This window comes from Acidovorax sp., from assembly GCF_016783915.1.
Classification (GTDB): Bacteria; Pseudomonadota; Gammaproteobacteria; order Burkholderiales; family Burkholderiaceae_C; genus Acidovorax.
In genome coordinates this window covers 1-18606 of sequence record NZ_JADHVT010000094.1, presented here as the reverse complement: position 1 = coordinate 18606, position 18606 = coordinate 1, and the positions used below count along the sequence as shown (strand labels likewise).

Below are 18606 nucleotides of genomic sequence, written 5' to 3'. Positions count from 1 at the left end.
CGAGGCCTTCACAAAAAAGCAGCCGATGATGGACGCCACGATGGACACGGCGCCCAGCGCCAGCGGGTACACCACGGCATTGACTTGGGCGGTGGCCACCATCAGGGCGCCCAGCACCATGGTGGCGATCAGCGTCACGGCATAGGTCTCGAACAGGTCGGCCGCCATGCCAGCGCAGTCGCCCACGTTGTCGCCCACGTTGTCGGCAATCACGGCCGGGTTGCGCGGGTCGTCCTCGGGGATGCCGGCCTCCACCTTGCCCACCAGGTCGGCGCCTACGTCAGCGCCTTTGGTGAAGATGCCACCGCCCAGTCGCGCAAAGATCGAGATCAGCGACGAGCCGAACGCAAAGCCGATCAGCGGGTTGAGCAAGGTGGCCAGGTGGGCCATGGGTGTGTGGTTGCCGTTACCCGCCAGGAACCAGTAAAAGCCCGTGACACCCAGCAGTCCCAGTCCCACCACCAGCATGCCGGTGATGGCACCGCCGCGAAACGCCACGTCCAGCGCCGGGCCGATGCCGTGGGTGGCCGCCTGCGCGGTGCGCACGTTGGCGCGCACCGACACATTCATACCAATGAAACCGCACGCGCCCGAGAGCACGGCGCCCACCACAAAGCCCACAGCCGTGGTGCCGTCCAGAAACACGCCGATCAGCACGGCCAGTACCACGCCCACAAGGGCAATGGTTTTGTACTGGCGGGCGAGGTAGGCGGCGGCGCCCGCCTGGATGGCGGCGGCAATCTCCTGCATGCGGGCGTTGCCCGGGTCTTTGGAAAGGATCCAGCCCCGGGCCCAGATGCCGTAGGCCACCGCGATGAGCCCGCAAACGAGGGCCAGGATGAGAGGGGATGTCAGTGCTGAACTTGCAGCCATTCAATTCTCCTTGGTGTGTTGCACGGAGGGGGACCAACGCATCGGTGGCTTCCCCGCTGCGTTGCTTCCTCGTGCTACCCATGCGTTTCGCGCAGGAGCCGATTGGCCAACAGACCCAATTTACAGGCAAACGCCGGTTTGCAAGCGGGCAGAAAGGGGCGTGCGCCTAAAATCAGGGTTAATCCCGACGCTTCGTTGCGCTGCATCAGTGCCGAAGGCCTCGCGGGTTATCGTCAACAAACCACTATCCAAAGACATGTCCCTCAACAACGTCCCCCCAGGCAAGAACGTTCCTGACAGCTTCAACGTCGTCATCGAAATCCCGATGAACGCCGACCCGATCAAGTACGAAGTGGACAAGGAATCGGGCGCCATTTTTGTGGACCGTTTCATGACCACCGCCATGCACTACCCCACCAACTACGGGTATGTGCCGCAGACGCTGTCGGGCGACGGCGACCCGGTGGATGTGCTGGTGATCACGCCTTACCCGCTGTTCCCCGGTGTGGTCGTGCCTTGCCGCCCCCTGGGCATCCTGATGATGGAAGACGAGGCCGGTGTGGATGGCAAGGTGATTGCCGTGCCCACCTCCAAGATCCTCCCCATGTACGACCACTGGAAGACCATCGACGACGTGAACGCCATGCGCCGCAACGCCATCGCCCACTTCTTCGAGCACTACAAGGACCTGGAAAAGGGCAAGTGGGTCAAGGTGCTGGGCTGGGAAGGCATCGACGCTGCCAAGAAGGAAATCACCGACGGCATCGACAACTACAAGAAGTCGCAAGCCTGATAGCCTTTGGGCGATTTCTGCCCGTAGCGCTGGTGTGATATGCGCCAGATGCTATCAAAATAAAAGCACGCCATCCATCTTGGATGGCGTGTTTTTTTGTGGGCGGCACCCTGCCAGGGTAGGGAAAAGCCGCGCCATGTGCGGCTGGGCGCGCTGATAGACTGCATTTTGTTACATGGCTGCGGCTGTTCCGGTGTTTCGAGGTACTTTGAGGTGATTCATGAAAATTTCTGATCTGCGCATTGGCGTCAAGCTGGCGGCGGGTTTCCTGGCGGTGGTGTTGCTGACCGCCTTGCTCGGCGCCATTGCGCTGGTGCAAATGTCCCGCATCCACGCCAACGCCGAGGAGATCGCCACCAACCTGCTGCCCAGCGTCACGCAAACGGGCGAGCTGCGCGTGCTGCTCAACCGCATGCGCCGTGCGGAGGCTGGCATGGTCGGCGCGCGCAGCGCGGCCGAGGTCAAGGCGTTTGCCGAGCAGGTCGCCGCGCGCCACAAGGACCTCAGCCGCGTCGAGGCGGTCTACGAGCCGCTCATCGATATGCCCAAGGAGCGTGAGGTGTTCAACGCCTCCAAAACCCGCAAGGCGGCCTATGTGGCCTTGCAGGACAAGCTGGCGGACATTGCCAAGGGCGTGGATTTCAGCACCGCCGAGACCATGGAGCTGACCGCTGACGCCTTGAGCATGCTGTATTCGGGCGAGTCGGAGTCAGCTTTTGTGGCCACTGCCGAGACGCTGGGCGAGCTGCAAAAGATCAATGCGGACGCCGCCTTGCAAGCCAACGAGGAAGCGAAGACAGTGTTCAATGTGGCGCGCGCCTGGGTGCTGGGCACACTTGCGCTGTGCGTGGCACTGGCCGCCGTGCTGGGCGTGGCCATCACTCGCGCCGTGACCCGTCCGGCCCACCATGCTGTGCAGGCTGCCCGCGCCATTGCAGATGGCGACCTGGCGACCGAAGTGCCTTCGGGTGGCAAGGATGAAATGGGCCAGCTGCTCAACGCACTGGGCGACATGCGGGCCAATCTGGCGCGGGTGGTGTCTGGCGTGCGCAGCAATGCCGAAGGCGTGGCCTCAGCCAGCGCGCAAATCGCCTCCGGCAACAACGACCTGAGCGCGCGCACAGAACAGCAGGCCTCGGCCCTGGAAGAAACGGCAGCCTCCATGGAAGAACTGGGCTCCACCGTGCGCCAGAACGCCGACAACGCCCGCGCCGCCAACCAGCTGGCCGTCAGCGCCAGCACCGTGGCCGTCCAAGGCGGAGACGTGGTGGCCGAAGTCGTCGAGACCATGAAAGGCATCAACGCCAGCAGCAACAAGATTGCAGACATCATTAGCGTCATCGACGGCATCGCCTTCCAGACCAATATCCTGGCCCTCAACGCAGCCGTCGAAGCCGCCCGCGCCGGCGAACAAGGCCGGGGCTTTGCCGTGGTGGCCGGAGAAGTACGCAACCTGGCAGGGCGCAGCGCAGAAGCCGCCAAGGAAATCAAAGCCCTCATCACCGCCAGCGTGGAACGCGTGGAACAAGGCACCGCCCTGGTCGACAAAGCCGGAGCCACCATGACCGAAGTCGTCAGCGCCATCCGCCGCGTGACCGACATCATGGGAGAGATCAGCGCCGCCAGCAGCGAACAAAGCGCAGGAGTCGGCCAGGTGGGAGAAGCCGTCACCCAGATGGACCAGGCCACCCAGCAAAACGCCGCCCTGGTGGAAGAAATGGCAGCGGCTGCCAGCGCCCTGAACGCCCAGGCCGGCGAACTGGTCAACGCCGTGGCCGTGTTCAAGCTCGACGCCAACAGCACATCAAGCCAAAGCCCGGCGCGCACCAGCGCAGCCCCCGCCCGCGCTCCCATGGCAGCGCCCAGCTACAAAGCCCCGGCCCGCAGCAGCCTGGGCAGCAGCGCCAAGAGCAGCAGCAAACCCGCCGCCAGCCTGGCAGCGCCCAAGACCGGCAGCGCAGCGCCAGCGGCCCCAGCAGCCAGCGCCGCAGCCCCCAAACCGGCAGCGCCCAGCCCGGCACCGGCCAAGGCCGGGGGCAACGACGACGACTGGGAGAGCTTCTGACGAGGGCCAGACAGGTCCCTGGATGAAGAGTTCAGGTCAAAACGGCTGCAAGCGCAGGTGGAACATGCGCTGACAGCTATCAAAACAGAAGTAAAGAAGCACGCAGAGGGGACATCTTCTGCGTGCTTCTTTTTGCCCTTGGGAATGCGCCGTCCCTTTGGGTACGGCAGGGGACTTTTCCGTACTGCTCTCAGCGGTGCGGGTTGGGATACACCAGATGCAGCCCTGGCAGCTGCGGTCGCTGGAACGGTTGCCACACCACGCCCGGCCCGTGCGGCTGGCCCAGCCGGTCGGCCACGGCCCACCAGGCGCTAGGGTTCAGGCCGATGCCAAAGTGGCTGGCCACCACTTCGATGTTCTCGGTGTGGGGGTTGTGGTCGGCGGGCGCCTGGATGCTGCCGCGCCAGGCCACCACGCCGTCGGTGCGCGAGTAGATGCTGGTAGTGGGCACCGGGGGCGCTTCGGGCAGGTTGTAGTTCTCGGTTTCGCGCTCGATGCTGCGGCCGCTGGCGAACTGGTAGATGCGCCATGCGTTGGTAGAGGTGTGGGGGCCGGCAAACGGCGTGCCCAGGGTCACCACGCAGCGCACCAGGTCAGGCATTTCCTTGGCCAGCTCGCGGGCGTAGATGCCGCCCAGGCTCCAGCCCACCAGGCTGACCTTGTTGCCGCTGGCATCCGCCGCTTGCTGCAACTGGGCCTTGGCGTTTTCCAGCACGCCTTCGCGGGGCCCCAGGTTCAGGCCCTGGCCCCAGCCCAGCGTGTTGTAGTTGCGCGATTCGAGGTAGCGGCGCAGGGGCAGGGTGGTGGTGTCACCCGCCGTCAGGCCCGGGAACACGATGACCGTGTGTCCGTCCCCCAGGGGGGCGCGCTGCAGCACAGGCCAGGCGGGCAGCACAGCGCCAAACTCCCACGGAGCCCGCAGCTCCAGGGCCAGCAGCGGCAGGCTCGGCGGTGGCATGTGGTCGGGGGCGGCGGATTTGCGGTCGGAGAAGAGGGTCATCGATTCGTCGTTCCAAAACGGCGCGTGCCAGGCAAGGCACACGGGTGGTGCGACGGTAGCAGTTTTTGCGCACCAGGGCGGGGCGCGAAATGGAGCAAGCTCTCCAATTGCCCGGTCGGTCGCGGCCTCAGTCCCCTTGCATTGGCGTGGGGGATTCTCAAAAGATGTCACGAAATGAAACCTATGACTGCTATGCTTTGAATAGCTTTTGCGCATTCCGCGTTCTGGCGTCCCTCGCAGCCCCCACCGCCTGAAAGCCCCGTGCCATGACCGCTTTTGTCGACTCCGCCGTCCCTGCCAACGCCCACTCTGCAACGTTGGGGCCGGTGTCCAGCGCGGCGGCCGCCGTGCGTGAATTCCTGACCTTTCGCCTGGGCGCGGAGGAGTACGGCATCGACATCCTGCGGGTGCAGGAAATCCGCTCGTACGAACGGCCCACGCGCCTGGCGCATTCGCCCGACTTCATCAAGGGTGTGATCAACCTGCGCGGCCGTATCGTCCCCATCCTGGACCTGCGGGTGAAGCTGCAGTGCCCGGAGGCCAGCTACACCGACTTCACCGTCGTCATCATCCTGGACATCGGCGCCACGGTGATCGGCGCCGTGGTGGATGCGGTGGCCGATGTGGTCTCGCTCACCCCCGACCTCATCAAGCCCACGCCCCAGTTCGAGCGGCAGGGCCATGTGGACCCCGCCTTTGTCACCGGCATCGCCAGCCTGGGCGAGCGCATGCTGATCGTGATGGACATCGAGGCCCTGCTCAGCAGTGACGAAATTGGGCTGGTGGAGCAAACGGTTCCGGACGGCCGCTAATCGCGTAAGTGGCCAGTAACGAGCCCTTTGTACGCCGGTCCTTGTTTTTTCACCACACAGGCCGTGTCTTTGCATGTGCGGTAGTGCTCAAATTCTCAAAAAATGTTATAGTTGATATAAATGATTGCTTGATGTGATTTTTATGACCCTTGAGATGCATGGCTTTTCAGCGGGGTAAGACGCTGCAACTGCCTGCACGAGGCCGCTTTTGACTGGAGATGTGTTGTGAACAACCTGAAAATTTCAACGCGTTTGAGTGGGGCCTTTGGCCTGTTGGTGGCCTTGCTGCTGATCATGTCCGCCACTGCCTGGGTGCAGTTGCGTGAGTTGAGGGCTGGCACGGAGCAGATTGCTGACAACTGGCTGCCCAGCGTGCAGGCGGTGAATGCTTTTGATTCAGGGGCGGCCTTGCTGCGCCTCATTGTCCTTGATCATGTGCGGGCCACCGACCAGAACGCGAAGGCGAGACTGGACAAGCAGATCGAGGACGAGCGCACCAAGCTCGCGGACATGCGCAAGCGTTACGAGAAGCTCATCAGCAGCCCGCAGGAGCAGAAGCTCTATGACGAATTTGCCGGGATGTGGACCAAGTACGTTGAGGTCAACAACCGTGCCCTGGAAATGTCGCGCAACAGCGACAACGCGTCCGCTGCGGACATCATGACCAACGAGTCTGGTCCCATGTTTTTGGCGATGAAGGCCCAGTTGGACAAGTTGGTCAAACTCAACGCCGAGGGATCTGCTGCAGCGGCCGCCGCCTCGGCTGACACTTACGCTACGGCGCGGAATATCGTTCTGCTTGTCTCTGTGGTCGCGCTGGGGCTGGCGATCGCTTCGGCTGCGTGGTTGATCCGCTCCATTACGGCGCCCCTGGCGCGCGCTGTGGAGGCTGCTGACCGCGTGGCTGCTGGCGATCTCAGCGGCCAGATCGTCGTGCAGTCCAAGGATGAAACCGGTCTTCTGCTGGCGGCTCTGCAGCGCATGCAGCAGAGCCTGGTGAACACCGTGGCCTTGGTGCGACAGAACGCCGAAGGCGTGGCGTCGGCGAGTTCGCAGATTGCGTCGGGTAACAACGACCTGAGCGCGCGCACGGAACAGCAGGCCAGCGCGCTGGAAGAAACGGCCGCCTCGATGGAAGAGCTGGGCTCCACCGTGCGCCAGAACGCGGACAACGCGCGCACCGCCAACCAACTCGCCGTGAATGCAAGCGCAGTGGCCGTACAAGGCGGCGACGTGGTGGCCGAAGTGGTCGAGACCATGAAAGGCATCAACGCCAGCAGCAACAAGATTGCCGACATCATCAGCGTCATCGACGGCATCGCGTTCCAGACCAACATTCTGGCGCTCAACGCCGCTGTTGAGGCCGCGCGCGCCGGAGAACAAGGCCGAGGCTTTGCGGTGGTGGCCAGCGAAGTGCGCAACCTGGCAGGGCGCAGCGCAGAAGCCGCCAAGGAAATCAAAAGCCTCATCACCGCCAGCGTGGAACGCGTGGAACAAGGCACCGCCCTGGTCGATAAGGCCGGAGCCACCATGACCGAAGTGGTTGCCTCCATCCGGCGCGTGACCGACATCATGGGAGAGATCAGCGCCGCCAGCAGCGAACAAAGCGCAGGCGTGGGCCAGGTGGGAGAAGCCGTCACCCAGATGGACCAGGCCACCCAGCAAAACGCCGCCCTGGTGGAAGAAATGGCCGCTGCTGCCAGCGCACTGAACGCCCAGGCCGGCGAACTGGTCAACGCCGTGGCAGTGTTCAAGCTGGACGCCAACAGCACATCAAGCCACAGCCCGGTGCGCACCAGCGCAGCCCCCGCCCGCGCTCCCATCGCAGCGCCCAGCTACAAAGCCCCGGCGCGCAGCAGCCTGGGCAGCAGCGCCAAGGGCAGCGGCAGCAAGCCCGCCAGCCTGGCAGCGCCCAAGACCGGCAGTGCAGCGATAGCGGCCCCCAAACCGGCAACGCCCAGCGCGGCACCGGCCAAGGCAGGGGGCAACGACGACGACTGGGAGAGTTTCTGAGCAGGGCCAGACTGGCCCCTGGAAGAAGGGTTCAGGTCAAAACGGCGGCAAGCGGAGATGGAATATGCGCTGACAGCTATCAAAACAGAAGTAAAGAAGCATGCAGAGAGGACATCCTCTGCGTGCTTTTTTAATGGCTGCACGGCGCGGGCAGCTCGCAATACGGCGGCAAGCCGTCTTTTGTGAACCTGCTGGGCGCACACCGCCAGTTCCACGAAGAGGCGGGCAAGGTGGCACGCATGATCAACCAGGGTGCCTATGACCATGCAGAAAAGCAGTTGGCCAACGACACCGCGTTTTCCCGTGCTTCGCAAAAGGTCGCCACGGCGGTGATCCAGCTGGCCAAGGAACTCAAGGTGCGCCTGGCGGGCTCGTCCCAGGCTGCGGCGCCCCGGCCCGCAAAGTCTCCGGCACTGGCCAGTGCGCCGCGCCCCAAGGTCACAAGCGCTGCGGGGGACGACGATTGGGAATCGTTCTGAGTCGTTGAGCCGCGCCGCTCCTTGCACTGCGCGGGCAGGGGGCGTGTGGCGAATCTTTTGAACAGGTTGTTACGGCGCTTGCTTGAACGGCAGGCGCTGGTGCAGGGACTCCAGGTAGTTCTCCACCCCGGCCCCTTCTCGGTCCAGAAAACGCTGTACCGCCTCTGCAAACGCGGGGTGCGCCAGCCAGTGCGCGCTGGTGGCCTGCACGGGCAGCAGGGCGCGGGCCATCTTGTGTTCGCCCTGGGCGCCCCCCTCAAACCGTACGGCGCCGTGGGCGATGCACCACTGCAGCGGCTGGTAGTAGCAGGCCTCGAAATGCAGGCAGTCCACACGCTCCAGGGCCCCCCAGTAGCGGCCGTAGGCCACCAGTCTGGTCCCTGGTTCAGAGCCTGAGTCAGACTCTTTTGGGCCTGTAGCGCCCGATTCGTATGCACCGATAGCTATCAAACTGCTAGCAATAGGCTGTCCATCCCGTTCCCCCACAAACAGCAGCCAGGCCTGGGGCATGTGCGCGGCCATGCGGGCAAAGAAGTCGCGCGTGAGGTAGGGCGGGTTGCCGTGCTCCAGGTAGGTGCGCTCGTAGCAGCGGTAGAAAAAGTCCCAGTCTGCAGTGCTGATGTCGGCCCCGCGCGACCAGCGGAAGATCACCCCCGCATCGACCACGCGGCGGCGCTCCTGGCGGATCTTCTTGCGCTTGTCCTGCGACAGGCTGGCCAGAAAGTGGTCAAAGTCCCGGTAGCGCTGGGTGTGCCCAGCCGTGGCCGCCTCCCCTTGCGCAGCAGCCAGTGTGGGTGGCTCGTTCTTCCAATGAAATTGCACGGTGTGCCGCAGCATCAGGTCTTGCTGCACGCTGGTCTGCACATCGTCATCGCTGGCAAACAGCACATGCACGGACGACACGTTCTCTTGCTCGCACCACTGGCACACCGCCTGCACCAGCAGGGCCCGCGTGGCAGCATCGCGCGCCAGCAGGCGGCTGCCGGGCACAGGGGTGAAGGGCACGGCGATGACGGCCTTGGGGTAGTAGGGCACGCCATGCTGCTCATAGGCGCTGGCCCAGGCCCAGTCGAAGACGTATTCGCCATACGAGTGGCTCTTGAGGTACAGCGGGCAGGCAGCCAACAAGGTGTCGCCTTGCCACAGCGTTATGAAGCGGGGCGTCCAGCCGGTGCGGGGCGTGGCACTGCCGCTGCTCTCCAGCGCCGCCAGGTATTCATGCCGCATGAAGGGCGTGGGGTGGCTTTGCTGCGCCAGCAGGCGGTTCCAGGCCGTAGCGTCCACGTCCAGCGCGGAGGGGAGCACGCGGGCGATAATGTCAGCTTCAGCCATGCAGGCCCCTGTGATGCTCCCTTGATGGCGGGCCTGCAACGGCGGTATCCAACCCGGCCGCAGGGGCCGATTCCAGTTCCATGACGCTCTCCATTTGCACTGCGCAGCTCAACTTTGTTGTGGGCGACATGCCCGGCAACGCCCAAAAGATCATTGCGGCAGCCCGCGAAGCCTATGCCCAGGGGGCCCGCCTGTTGCTGACGCCGGAGCTGGCCATCTGCGGCTATGCGGCCGAAGACCTGTTCCTGCGCCCCGCCTTCATTGCGGCCTGCGATGATGCCGTGAAAACCGTGGCCCGCGAGACTGCGGGGTTGAAAGGCCTGGCCATCGTGCTGGGCCATCCGCAGGCCATGGCCCCCGGCGCGCAAGCGTTCAGCGTGTGCTTCAACGCCGCCAGCGTGGTGCGCGACGGCAAGATCGAGCAGACCTACGCCAAGCGCGAGTTGCCCAACTACCAGGTGTTTGACGAGCGGCGCTACTTCGTGCCGGGCAGCAAGCCCTGCGTGTTCGAGGTGGAGGGCGTGAAGGTGGGCGTGCTGGTGTGCGAAGACGCCTGGTTTGCCACCCCCGCGCGCGATACGGCAGTTGCCGGGGCGCAGCTGCTGGCGGTCATCAATGCATCGCCTTTCCACCTGGGCAAGGGCACGGAGCGCGAGGCCACGATGCGCGCCCGTGTGGTCGAGACGGGCGTGCCGCTGGTCTACGCCCATCTGGTGGGCGGGCAGGATGAGGTGGTGTTTGAAGGCCGGTCGTTTGCGCTGGCAGCCGACGGTTCGGTGGCGGCCCGGGCGCCTGCTTTTGTGGAAAAACTGGTCTATGCGCTCGTGGAACCTGCCCAAGGTGCTATCAAAATTACAGCAGAGGTGGCCCCCGAGCGCACGCTGGAGGCCGACCTGTGGGATGCCCTGGTGCTGGGCGTGCGCGACTACGTCGGCAAGAACGGCTTCCCGGGCGCGTTGCTGGGGTTGTCGGGTGGCATCGACTCGGCGCTGGTGCTGGCGATTGCGGTGGACGCGCTCGGTGCCGACAAGGTCCGCACGGTGATGATGCCGTCGCCTTACACCGCCGATATCAGCTGGATCGACGCGCGCGACATGGCCACGCGCATGGGCGTGCGCTATGACGAGATTTCGATCAAGCCGCAGTTCGAGGCTTTCAAGGCCGCGCTGGCCACCGAATTCGCCGGACTGCCCGAAGACACCACCGAGGAAAACCTGCAGGCGCGCATCCGGGGCACGCTGCTGATGGCGTTGTCCAACAAGTTCGGCGCCATCGTGCTCACCACGGGCAACAAGAGCGAGATGTCCACCGGCTACTGCACGCTGTACGGCGACATGGCCGGGGGCTTTGCCGTGATCAAGGATGTGGCCAAGACCCGGGTGTTCGACCTGGCCCGCTGGCGCAATGCCAATGACCCGTATGGCACGGGTGCCAACCCCATTCCGGAACGCATCATCACCCGCCCCCCCAGCGCCGAACTGCGGCCCGACCAGAAAGACCAGGACAGCCTGCCGCCGTACGAGGTGCTGGACGCCATCGTGGCCCGCTATATGGAGAACGATGAGCCCATCGAATCCATCATTGCCAGCGGCTTTGCGCGCGCCGATGTGGAGCGCGTGACACGGCTCATCAAGCTCAACGAGTACAAACGCCGCCAGGCTCCCGTAGGGATTCGCGTCACGCGCCGCAGCTTCGGCAAGGACTGGCGTTACCCTATCACCAGCAAATTCAGGGCGTGACGCGTTCGCGCCGTGCCTTCAGCCCCCTTTTATACATCCCCCAGGAGACCCGCCATGAAAATGATCACCGCCGTCATCAAGCCCTTCAAGCTCGAAGAAGTGCGCGAAGCCCTGGCCGAATGCGGCGTGACCGGCCTCACGGTCACCGAAGTGAAGGGTTTTGGCCGCCAGAAGGGCCACACCGAGCTGTACCGTGGCGCGGAGTACGTGGTGGACTTTCTGCCCAAGGTGAAAGTCGAGGTCGTCGTGAAGTCCGAGGATGTGGACCGCTGCGTGGACGCCATCGTGAACGTGGCGCGCACGGGCAAGATCGGTGACGGCAAGATTTTTGTGACTGCCGTGGAGCGCACGGTGCGCATCCGCACGGGCGATCTCGATGACACTGCCGTCTGACGTGGCCACCTCTTGAGCTGCCTGGCGCGTTCCGCCTTGTCATGGGGTTGCGCCATCGGGGAAGAGGGGGCATCGCCTGTACAGCGGTGCCGCCCATGAGCTGCATTCGCTGGCGTGGGGCGCGCCAGCAAAAGCCACAAGCCCGCTTCTGGCGGGCAGTCAGATCACTGAGCGCAGCGGGATCTGGCGGGCATTGGTGCCGGCCTGTTCCACCAGGGATTGCAGCAGTTCGCTGGAGTCACTGCCAGTGTGCAGCAGGCCCATCTGCCACTCGCCCATGAAGCCACTGGCCACGCTGGTCTCCAGAAAGCCCAGCAGGCCGTCGTAGTAGCCCGCCACATTCAGCAAGCCCAGCGGCTTGTCGTGGTAGCCCAGCTGGCGCCAGGTCCACACCTCAAACAGTTCTTCAAACGTGCCGATGCCCCCGGGCAGGGCAAGGAAGGCGTCGCTGCGCTCGGCCATCATCGCCTTGCGCTCGTGCATGGTCTGCACGATGTGCAACTCGTCGCATTGGCGGTTGGCCAGTTCCTTGTCCACCAGCGCCTGCGGGATCACGCCCACCACCCGGCCGCCCGCCAGCCGCGTGGCTTCGGCCACGGTGCCCATCAGGCCGCTGCGGCCGCCGCCGTACACCAGTTGTCCCTGGTGAGCGCCAATCCATTGGCCCACCGCTTGCGCAACCTGGGTATAGGCCGGGTTGTCACCGGGGCGCGAGCCGCAGTACACGCACACAGAAAAAGCGGGTTCAGCCATGGAAAAACCTTTGAAATAACGCTGCGGCCCAGATGCCGATGCACAGCAGCAAAGCCAGCAACACTGCCGCACTGCCCATGTCCTTGGCACGCTTGGACAGGTCATGCCACTCGGGCCCGATGCGGTCAATGGCGGTTTCGATGCCGGTGTTGAGCAGTTCCACAATCATCACGATGACCACGGAGCCCGCCAGCAGGGCCACTTCGACCCAGCTACGGCCCAGCCAGAGCGACACCGGCAGCAGCACCATGGCCCCGATAGCCTCCTGGCGGAATGCTTTCTCGTTCCAGCCGGCCCGCAGCCCTTCCAGGGAATAGCCCGCGGCATGCCAGATGCGGTTGAGGCCCGTGCGGGCCTTCTGGGGGTTGGCAGGGGCCGCCGATGGGGGGGGAGAGGGTTGCATGCGCTTATTTTTTGGGGATTTCGTAGTGCACCAGCCGCGTGCCGGCCAGCGCGTCGTGCCAGAACTGCCGAGTGGGGTGGAAGCGACTGAGCAGCGCCCAGATGGCCACCCAGCCCAGCACGATCACCGCAGACTCACCGCCCGACAGCGAAAACGGTGCAATCGCCGCCAGAGGCGGCAAAAACCACAGCCAGCTCAAGACATAGCGTAGCAAGGCACGCGGCTGGCTGATGGGTTGACCGGCGGTGCCGACGACGCGGATGTGCCAGGTTTTCTGCGCCAGGGTCGGCCCTTTGGCCCAGAACCAGGTGAAATAAATGCCGAACACCACAAACAGAAAGGCCTGCAGCGCATGGCGGTTGTCCATCGCGTTCCGGGTCTGGCTCAATGTGCCGAACAGGTAGCCCGCAATGAAGACCACACCGAACATGAGCATGCCTTCATACAGCCAGCAAGCCATGCGCCGCCACAGATTGGGCGTAGGGGCACCCGCGAGGGTGGTGCCGAAGGAGGCGGGGGCCGCCGCTTGCGGCGTGAGGGGAGGGGGAGAAACGGACATTCCAGGTCAGGCCTGTCGGGCCGGGGGCAGGTTGCAAACCTACTGAGGATACAGGCCGGAGGTGTCAGGGATCACCGGGGGAGGCGTTGGCGAGCTGGCGCCTTCCGTGCCGCTGCTACCCAGAGGGGGGAGCGCAGCCGGCACCGCGCTGGGGATTGCCACGGGGGCCGTTTCCACCCCGGCTGCGGAGGTCGCTGGCGCTGGGGATGCTGGGCCTGCCGTGGTTGCTGGCGCTGGCACGGGGACTGCAACGCGGGGCGAATGGTCTACGACCGGTGGAATTTTGGGGGCATTCGGCCGGTCAGGGCTGGCCTGGGTGGCCGCTGGCACCTGCACCAGCTTCTTGGGAGACACCGGGCGCAGGGCCGGGGCTGCACCATGCGGGTTGGGGGCTGCTTTGGAAGCCAGGGCCTTGCGCTCTTCGTCCGACAGTGCCTGATAGGCCTCCCACTGGGCCCGCTTGTCATCGCCGGCCAGGCGTTTGGTGACGGCGTAGTTCAGACGCGCCTGATTGCGTTGCTGGGCACTCAGGCTCGCCCAGTCAGTGATGCGGTCATGGAACTTGCGCTGTTCCTCTTCCGAAAGGTTGGGGTAATTGGTGGCCAGATCGAGCCAGCGGCGTTTTTGGGCTTCGCTGATCAGTGCCCAGCGCTCTGCCAGTGGGTACAGCGCCAGCTTTTGTGCCGTGTTGAGCGTGCCCCAGCCCGGTCCCGATTCAGTGGCGGGAGGCATGTTGACGGCAGACAAGTCCGCACGGGCATTGTTGGGGCGTGCCACGGCAGCCTCGGCGCCCGCCTGCAGCACAGTGCTCGGAGCCATGCGCATCTGCACCCATGCCTGCCAGCCACCCGCGGTGAGGGCGCCCAGAAGCGCCAATGCCAGCACAAAGGCTGGCAGCGTGGAGGGAGTTTCGGTGGGGCTTGGGTGCATGCAGTCCAGAGTCAGGCAGGTCAGTTCGACTGCGCGGAAGTCTTGAGGAATTGTACGAAGCCTGGGTCCGAGTAGGCGGCGGGTGGCAGGTCATCTGTCAACAAGGCGGCATCCACCTCGGCCACATCGTTGGCACTGCGTTCATCCTGAGCGATGTTGATGACCACCAGGCCCACGACCAGCGCCAGCAGCGGTACTGCGGACACCAGGGCATTCCACCAGCTGCCGCCTTCGCCGCCGCGACCCAGCGTGGCGGTGCTGCCTGCGTTGACCACAATTGCTGCAGCGGGTGCAGTGCGACGCACCGGTACGGTGACTTTGCGTTTGGCCAATGCCTGCATCCGCGAGGCGCGCAGCCGTTCGGAGATGTCGTAGGGCAGGGCGTCAGTCCCGCTGGACAGGCGCGCCGTGACGCGCAGCGCAAAGCGCTCTGCAGCAGCTTCAGCTTGGGTCGATGGGGTCTGTACAGTGTTCTTCATGGCTCGATTCCTTTGGCCTTCAGTGCCTTGCTGAGGGTTTGTATGGCACGAAAGCAGTGCGTTTTGACACTGCCTTCGGAGCAGCCCATGGCGGCAGCCGTCTCTGCGACGTCCATTTCCTCCCAATAACGCATCAGGAACGCTTCCCGTTGACGTGGCGGCAGTTCGGCAATTTCTTCTTCAATCCCCTGGAATATCTGGGCCCGGCGGGTCAGGTCTTCCGCGCTTTCGGCTTTGTCGCCGTCTTCCGTCCCCGAGTACGCTTCGAGCAGATCAAAATCCGTGCCATCTTCGCCCGGGCCTTCAAAGTCGCTCATGCTCGAAAATAGTGCATTGCGGGTTTTTTGGCGCCGGAACCAGTCCAGGGTGCAGTTGGAAAGAATCCGCTGAAACAGCATGGGCAACTCGCCCGCCGGTTTATCGCCGTAATGCTCAGCCAGCTTGAGCATGCTGTCTTGCACGATGTCGAGCGCCGCTTCCTCATTGCGAACGTGGTAGACCGAGCGCTTGAATGCGCGCTTTTCTACGCTTTTGAGGAAATCGGAGAGTTCTTGTTCGGTTGCCAAGACGGGTCAGCCCGGGAGGAGATCGGCGCAAAAGCCTGCAGTTTCGCAACGCAACGGCGCCGTAAAACCGCTGATTATCGCACCCGCTGGAGTTTTTTTTGGCAGCGGAGCGTTTTGTGTGTGTTGCAGTGCGATAATCGAGTTTGCAATTCAAAAGGCAAACGGGTCACGGTCCGGCGCGGCAATCATCCCGCCCATGTCCTTGGCCTCAAGTTCCAAGCTGGCTTCACAAGAGCGCGTGCGAGGAGCACCCAAGGTTTTTCGTCAGAGAAATTCACAAAGGTTGATCGATCATGGAAATCTCCAAGGCTGAAATCTCTTCAGCAGCCGCTGCTTCGCAGGGCAACACTTCCCCCGCTTCCGGCTCGCAGGACCTCATGGGTTCTGAGATCCTCATCAAGGCGCTCCAGGCTGAGAATGTTCAGTACATCTGGGGCTATCCCGGTGGCGCGGTTCTGTACATCTACGACGCGCTCTACAAGCAAGACACCATCCAGCACGTGCTCGTGCGTCACGAGCAGGCCGCCGTGCACGCTGCTGACGGCTATGCCCGCGCTACCGGTGAAGTCGGTGTGGCACTGGTCACTTCGGGCCCTGGCCTCACCAATGCGGTCACCGGTATCGCTACGGCGTACATGGACAGCATTCCGATGGTGATCATCTCCGGCCAGGTGCCAACGCCCGCCATCGGGTTGGATGCCTTTCAGGAATGCGACACGGTCGGCATCACCCGCCCTATCGTCAAGCACAACTTCCTCGTGAAGGACCCGCGCGATCTGGCCATGACGATGAAGAAGGCCTTCCACATTGCCCGCACCGGCCGCCCGGGCCCCGTGGTGGTGGATGTGCCCAAGGACGTCTCTTTCAAGAAGGTGCCTTACACCGGCTACCCCCAGAGCGTGGAAATGCGCTCGTACAATCCCGTGCGCAAAGGCCATGGTGGTCAGATCCGCAAGGCGCTGCAGCTGCTGCTTGCGGCCAAACGCCCCTATATTTACACCGGTGGCGGTGTGCTGCTGGGCAACGCCACCAACGAGCTGCGCACTCTGGTCGACATGCTGGGCTACCCGGTCACCAACACGCTGATGGGCCTGGGCGCCTATCCGGCGTCGGACCGCAAGTTCCTGGGCATGCTGGGCATGCACGGCACCATCGAAGCCAACAACGCGATGCAGAACTGCGACGTGCTGCTGGCCGTGGGCGCGCGTTTTGACGACCGCGTGATCGGCAACCCCAAGCACTTTGCCCAGAACGACCGCAAGATCATCCACGTTGATATCGACCCGTCGAGCATCTCCAAGCGTGTGAAGGTCGACATCCCCATCGTCGGCGACGTGAAGGACGTGCTCACCGAGCTGATTTCCATGATCCGCGAGAGCAGCACGCGCCCTGATGCAGGTGCCCTGGCCGCATGGTGGGACACCATCGAAGGCTGGCGCAAGCGTGATTGCCTCAAGTACAGCATGGGTAGCCCAGACGTCATCAAGCCCCAGTACGTGGTCGAGACGCTGTGGAACATGACCAAGGATGCGGACACATACATCACATCCGACGTGGGTCAGCACCAGATGTGGGCTGCGCAGTACTACCGCTTTGACGAGCCACGCCGTTGGATCAATTCCGGTGGCCTGGGGACTATGGGTGTGGGCATTCCTTATGCCATGGGTATCAAGCTCGCCAAGCCGCAGTCCGAGGTGTTCTGTATCACCGGCGAAGGTTCGGTGCAGATGAACATCCAGGAGTTGTCCACTTGCCTGCAGTACAACACGCCGATCAAGATCTGCTCGTTGAACAACCGCTACCTGGGCATGGTGCGGCAATGGCAGGAGATAGAGTACTCTGGCCGCTACAGCCACAGCTACATGGATGCGCTGCCCAACTTCGTAAAGCTGGCAGAAGCGTACGGCCATGTGGGTATGCTGATCGAGAACCCCAAGGATGTGGAGCCCGCTCTGCGCGAAGCCCGCAAGCTCAAGGACCGCACCGTGTTCATGGACTTCCGCACCGACCCGACCGAGAACGTGTTCCCGATGGTGCAGGCCGGCAAGGGCATCACCGAAATGTTGCTAGGGTCGGAAGACCTATAAGCCAAATCGGCCTCGAGCGCATGGTTTTCATGCGCTATATGCTATCGAAAAGATAGCAATCAATTTCCGACGAATCTATTGCCTGCCAAGCCCATGCATTACCGTGCATGGGGGAGGGCAGCGAAAAGAGGAATCTCTTCATCATGAAACACATCATTGCTGTCTTGCTGGAAAACGAGCCTGGAGCTCTTTCCCGTGTCGTGGGCCTGTTCTCGGCCCGTGGCTACAACATCGAGTCGCTCACCGTGGCACCCACCGAGGATGCATCGCTGTCGCGCATGACCATTCAGACCACGGGCTCCGACGACGTGATCGAGCAGATCACCAAGCACCTGAACCGCCTCATCGAAGTGGTCAAGGTGGTGGACCTCACTGAAGGTGCCTACACCGAGCGCGAGCTCATGATGGTAAAGGTGCGCGCGGTGGGCAAGGAGCGCGAGGAGATGAAGCGCATGGCGGATATCTTCCGTGGCCGCATCATCGACGTGACCGAGAAGAGCTACACCATCGAGCTGACGGGCGACCAGTCGAAGAACGACGCCTTCCTGCAAGCTATCGACCGCACGGCCATTCTGGAAACGGTGCGTACCGGTGCCAGCGGCATCGGCCGCGGCGAGCGCATCCTGCGCGTGTAAGACAATCCCCTGTTTCTATTTTTCACCCCAACAACGCATTTCAACCGGAGCGACCCATGAAAGTTTTCTACGACAAAGACACCGACCTGAGCCTGATCAAGGGCAAGACCGTGGCCATCATCGGCTACGGCAGCCAAGGCCACGCCCACGCACAAAACCTGAACGACAGTGGCGTGAAGGTTGTGGTCGGCCTGCGCAAGGGTGGTGCATCGTGGGACAAGGTTGGCAAGGCTGGCCTGACGGTTCTGGAAGTCAATGACGCCGTCAAATCCGCTGATGTGGTCATGATCCTGTTGCCCGATGAAGACATCGCAGCTGTGTACAAGAACAACGTCGAACCCAACATCAAGCAAGGCGCCTCGCTGGCCTTTGCCCACGGCTTCAACGTGCACTACAACCAGGTCGTGCCCCGTGCTGACCTGGATGTGTGGATGGTGGCCCCCAAGGCCCCCGGCCACACCGTGCGCAACACCTACACCCAGGGCGGCGGCGTGCCCCACCTGGTGGCTGTGCATCAGGACAAGTCCGGCAAGGCCCGTGACCTGGCCCTGAGCTATGCAGCTGCCAACGGAGGCGGCAAGGCCGGCATCATCGAGACCAACTTCAAGGAAGAAACTGAGACCGACCTGTTTGGCGAACAGGCCGTGCTGTGCGGTGGTGCGGTTGAGCTGATCAAGATGGGTTACGAAACCCTG

19 protein-coding genes are annotated in these 18606 nt (G+C 63.4%); 10 read left to right on the top strand and 9 right to left on the bottom strand.

From position 1 onward, the window contains the following. Nucleotides 1-873, bottom strand: an 873-nt coding sequence (locus tag ISS20_RS16300) for a sodium/proton-translocating pyrophosphatase (protein WP_291438054.1), incomplete at its 3' end; no start/stop codon positions are given. A 256-nt stretch (nucleotides 874-1129) separates the two neighbouring features. Here ISS20_RS16300 and ppa point away from each other — a divergent pair. After that, nucleotides 1130-1666, top strand: coding sequence for an inorganic diphosphatase (ppa, locus tag ISS20_RS16295; RefSeq protein WP_015013642.1), 537 nt, complete (start codon nucleotides 1130-1132; stop codon nucleotides 1664-1666). A gap of 220 nt (nucleotides 1667-1886) precedes the next feature. Then, on the top strand, nucleotides 1887-3731 hold the full coding sequence (locus ISS20_RS16290) for a methyl-accepting chemotaxis protein (protein ID WP_291438053.1): 1845 nt from the start codon (nucleotides 1887-1889) through the stop codon (nucleotides 3729-3731). Between the two features lie 190 nt (nucleotides 3732-3921). On the opposite strand, the gene ISS20_RS16285 is transcribed toward ISS20_RS16290, so the two are convergent. Then, a complete protein-coding gene (locus ISS20_RS16285; protein WP_291438052.1) occupies nucleotides 3922-4731 on the bottom strand; it encodes an alpha/beta fold hydrolase in 810 nt (269 codons plus the stop codon). 266 nt (nucleotides 4732-4997) lie between these two features. Between ISS20_RS16285 and ISS20_RS16280 the strand changes: the two genes are divergently transcribed. The 3 genes from ISS20_RS16280 (at nucleotide 4998) to ISS20_RS16270 (ending at nucleotide 8035) form a co-directional block, all read left to right on the top strand. Further along, on the top strand, nucleotides 4998-5543 hold the full coding sequence (locus ISS20_RS16280; protein WP_291438051.1) for a chemotaxis protein CheW: 546 nt from the start codon (nucleotides 4998-5000) through the stop codon (nucleotides 5541-5543). Between the two features lie 225 nt (nucleotides 5544-5768). Next, nucleotides 5769-7556, top strand: a complete 1788-nt coding sequence (locus ISS20_RS16275) for a methyl-accepting chemotaxis protein (protein ID WP_291438050.1) — start codon at nucleotides 5769-5771, stop codon at nucleotides 7554-7556. A 182-nt stretch (nucleotides 7557-7738) separates the two neighbouring features. Beyond that, nucleotides 7739-8035, top strand: coding sequence for a hypothetical protein (locus tag ISS20_RS16270; protein ID WP_291438049.1), 297 nt, complete (start codon nucleotides 7739-7741; stop codon nucleotides 8033-8035). A gap of 69 nt (nucleotides 8036-8104) precedes the next feature. On the opposite strand, the gene ISS20_RS16265 is transcribed toward ISS20_RS16270, so the two are convergent. Beyond that, nucleotides 8105-9367: a GNAT family N-acetyltransferase gene (locus ISS20_RS16265; RefSeq protein WP_291438048.1), complete on the bottom strand. Its 1263-nt coding sequence runs from the start codon at nucleotides 9365-9367 to the stop codon at nucleotides 8105-8107. 80 nt (nucleotides 9368-9447) lie between these two features. Here ISS20_RS16265 and ISS20_RS16260 point away from each other — a divergent pair, with 80 nt between their 5' ends. Both ISS20_RS16260 and ISS20_RS16255 read left to right on the top strand, forming a co-directional pair. Further along, complete coding sequence (locus tag ISS20_RS16260; RefSeq protein WP_291438047.1) at nucleotides 9448-11106, top strand: NAD+ synthase; 1659 nt, start codon at nucleotides 9448-9450, stop codon at nucleotides 11104-11106. A gap of 54 nt (nucleotides 11107-11160) precedes the next feature. Beyond that, nucleotides 11161-11499 carry a P-II family nitrogen regulator gene (locus ISS20_RS16255; protein WP_291438046.1) on the top strand — a complete coding sequence of 113 codons (339 nt, stop codon included), beginning with the start codon at nucleotides 11161-11163 and terminating at the stop codon, nucleotides 11497-11499. A 159-nt stretch (nucleotides 11500-11658) separates the two neighbouring features. Here the strand turns inward: ISS20_RS16255 and ISS20_RS16250 are convergent, their stop codons facing one another. From ISS20_RS16250 to ISS20_RS16225, 6 genes are read right to left on the bottom strand one after another with little or no spacing between them, the layout of a single operon-like run. Then, nucleotides 11659-12252 (bottom strand): TIGR00730 family Rossman fold protein, encoded by a 594-nt coding sequence (locus ISS20_RS16250; protein WP_291438045.1) that lies wholly within the window; start codon nucleotides 12250-12252, stop codon nucleotides 11659-11661. Further along, nucleotides 12245-12655, bottom strand: coding sequence for a diacylglycerol kinase (locus ISS20_RS16245; RefSeq protein WP_291438044.1), 411 nt, complete (start codon nucleotides 12653-12655; stop codon nucleotides 12245-12247). The genes ISS20_RS16250 and ISS20_RS16245 overlap by 8 nt, the downstream gene beginning before the upstream one ends. A 4-nt stretch (nucleotides 12656-12659) precedes the next feature. After that, nucleotides 12660-13214: an RDD family protein gene (locus ISS20_RS16240; protein ID WP_291438043.1), complete on the bottom strand. Its 555-nt coding sequence runs from the start codon at nucleotides 13212-13214 to the stop codon at nucleotides 12660-12662. A 39-nt stretch (nucleotides 13215-13253) separates the two neighbouring features. Beyond that, the gene (locus ISS20_RS16235) at nucleotides 13254-14144 is read right to left on the bottom strand and encodes a DUF3106 domain-containing protein (protein WP_291438042.1); all 891 of its coding nucleotides are present in this window, start codon (nucleotides 14142-14144) and stop codon (nucleotides 13254-13256) included. Nucleotides 14145-14164: 20 nt separating this feature from the next. Next, nucleotides 14165-14623 (bottom strand): DUF3619 family protein, encoded by a 459-nt coding sequence (locus ISS20_RS16230; protein WP_291438041.1) that lies wholly within the window; start codon nucleotides 14621-14623, stop codon nucleotides 14165-14167. Beyond that, entirely contained in the window at nucleotides 14620-15189 is a 570-nt protein-coding gene (locus tag ISS20_RS16225; protein ID WP_056067354.1) for an RNA polymerase sigma factor, read from the bottom strand. The genes ISS20_RS16230 and ISS20_RS16225 overlap by 4 nt, the downstream gene beginning before the upstream one ends. Nucleotides 15190-15482: 293 nt before the next feature. Here ISS20_RS16225 and ISS20_RS16220 point away from each other — a divergent pair, with 293 nt between their 5' ends. From ISS20_RS16220 to ilvC, 3 genes are all read left to right on the top strand, one after another. After that, nucleotides 15483-17276: an acetolactate synthase 3 catalytic subunit gene (locus ISS20_RS16220; protein WP_291438040.1), complete on the top strand. Its 1794-nt coding sequence runs from the start codon at nucleotides 15483-15485 to the stop codon at nucleotides 17274-17276. A gap of 143 nt (nucleotides 17277-17419) precedes the next feature. Further along, nucleotides 17420-17911 (top strand): acetolactate synthase small subunit, encoded by a 492-nt coding sequence (gene ilvN / locus ISS20_RS16215; protein WP_015013659.1) that lies wholly within the window; start codon nucleotides 17420-17422, stop codon nucleotides 17909-17911. A 56-nt stretch (nucleotides 17912-17967) separates the two neighbouring features. Beyond that, on the top strand, nucleotides 17968-18606 hold a 639-nt coding region (gene ilvC, locus ISS20_RS16210; protein ID WP_291438039.1), incomplete at its 3' end, for a ketol-acid reductoisomerase.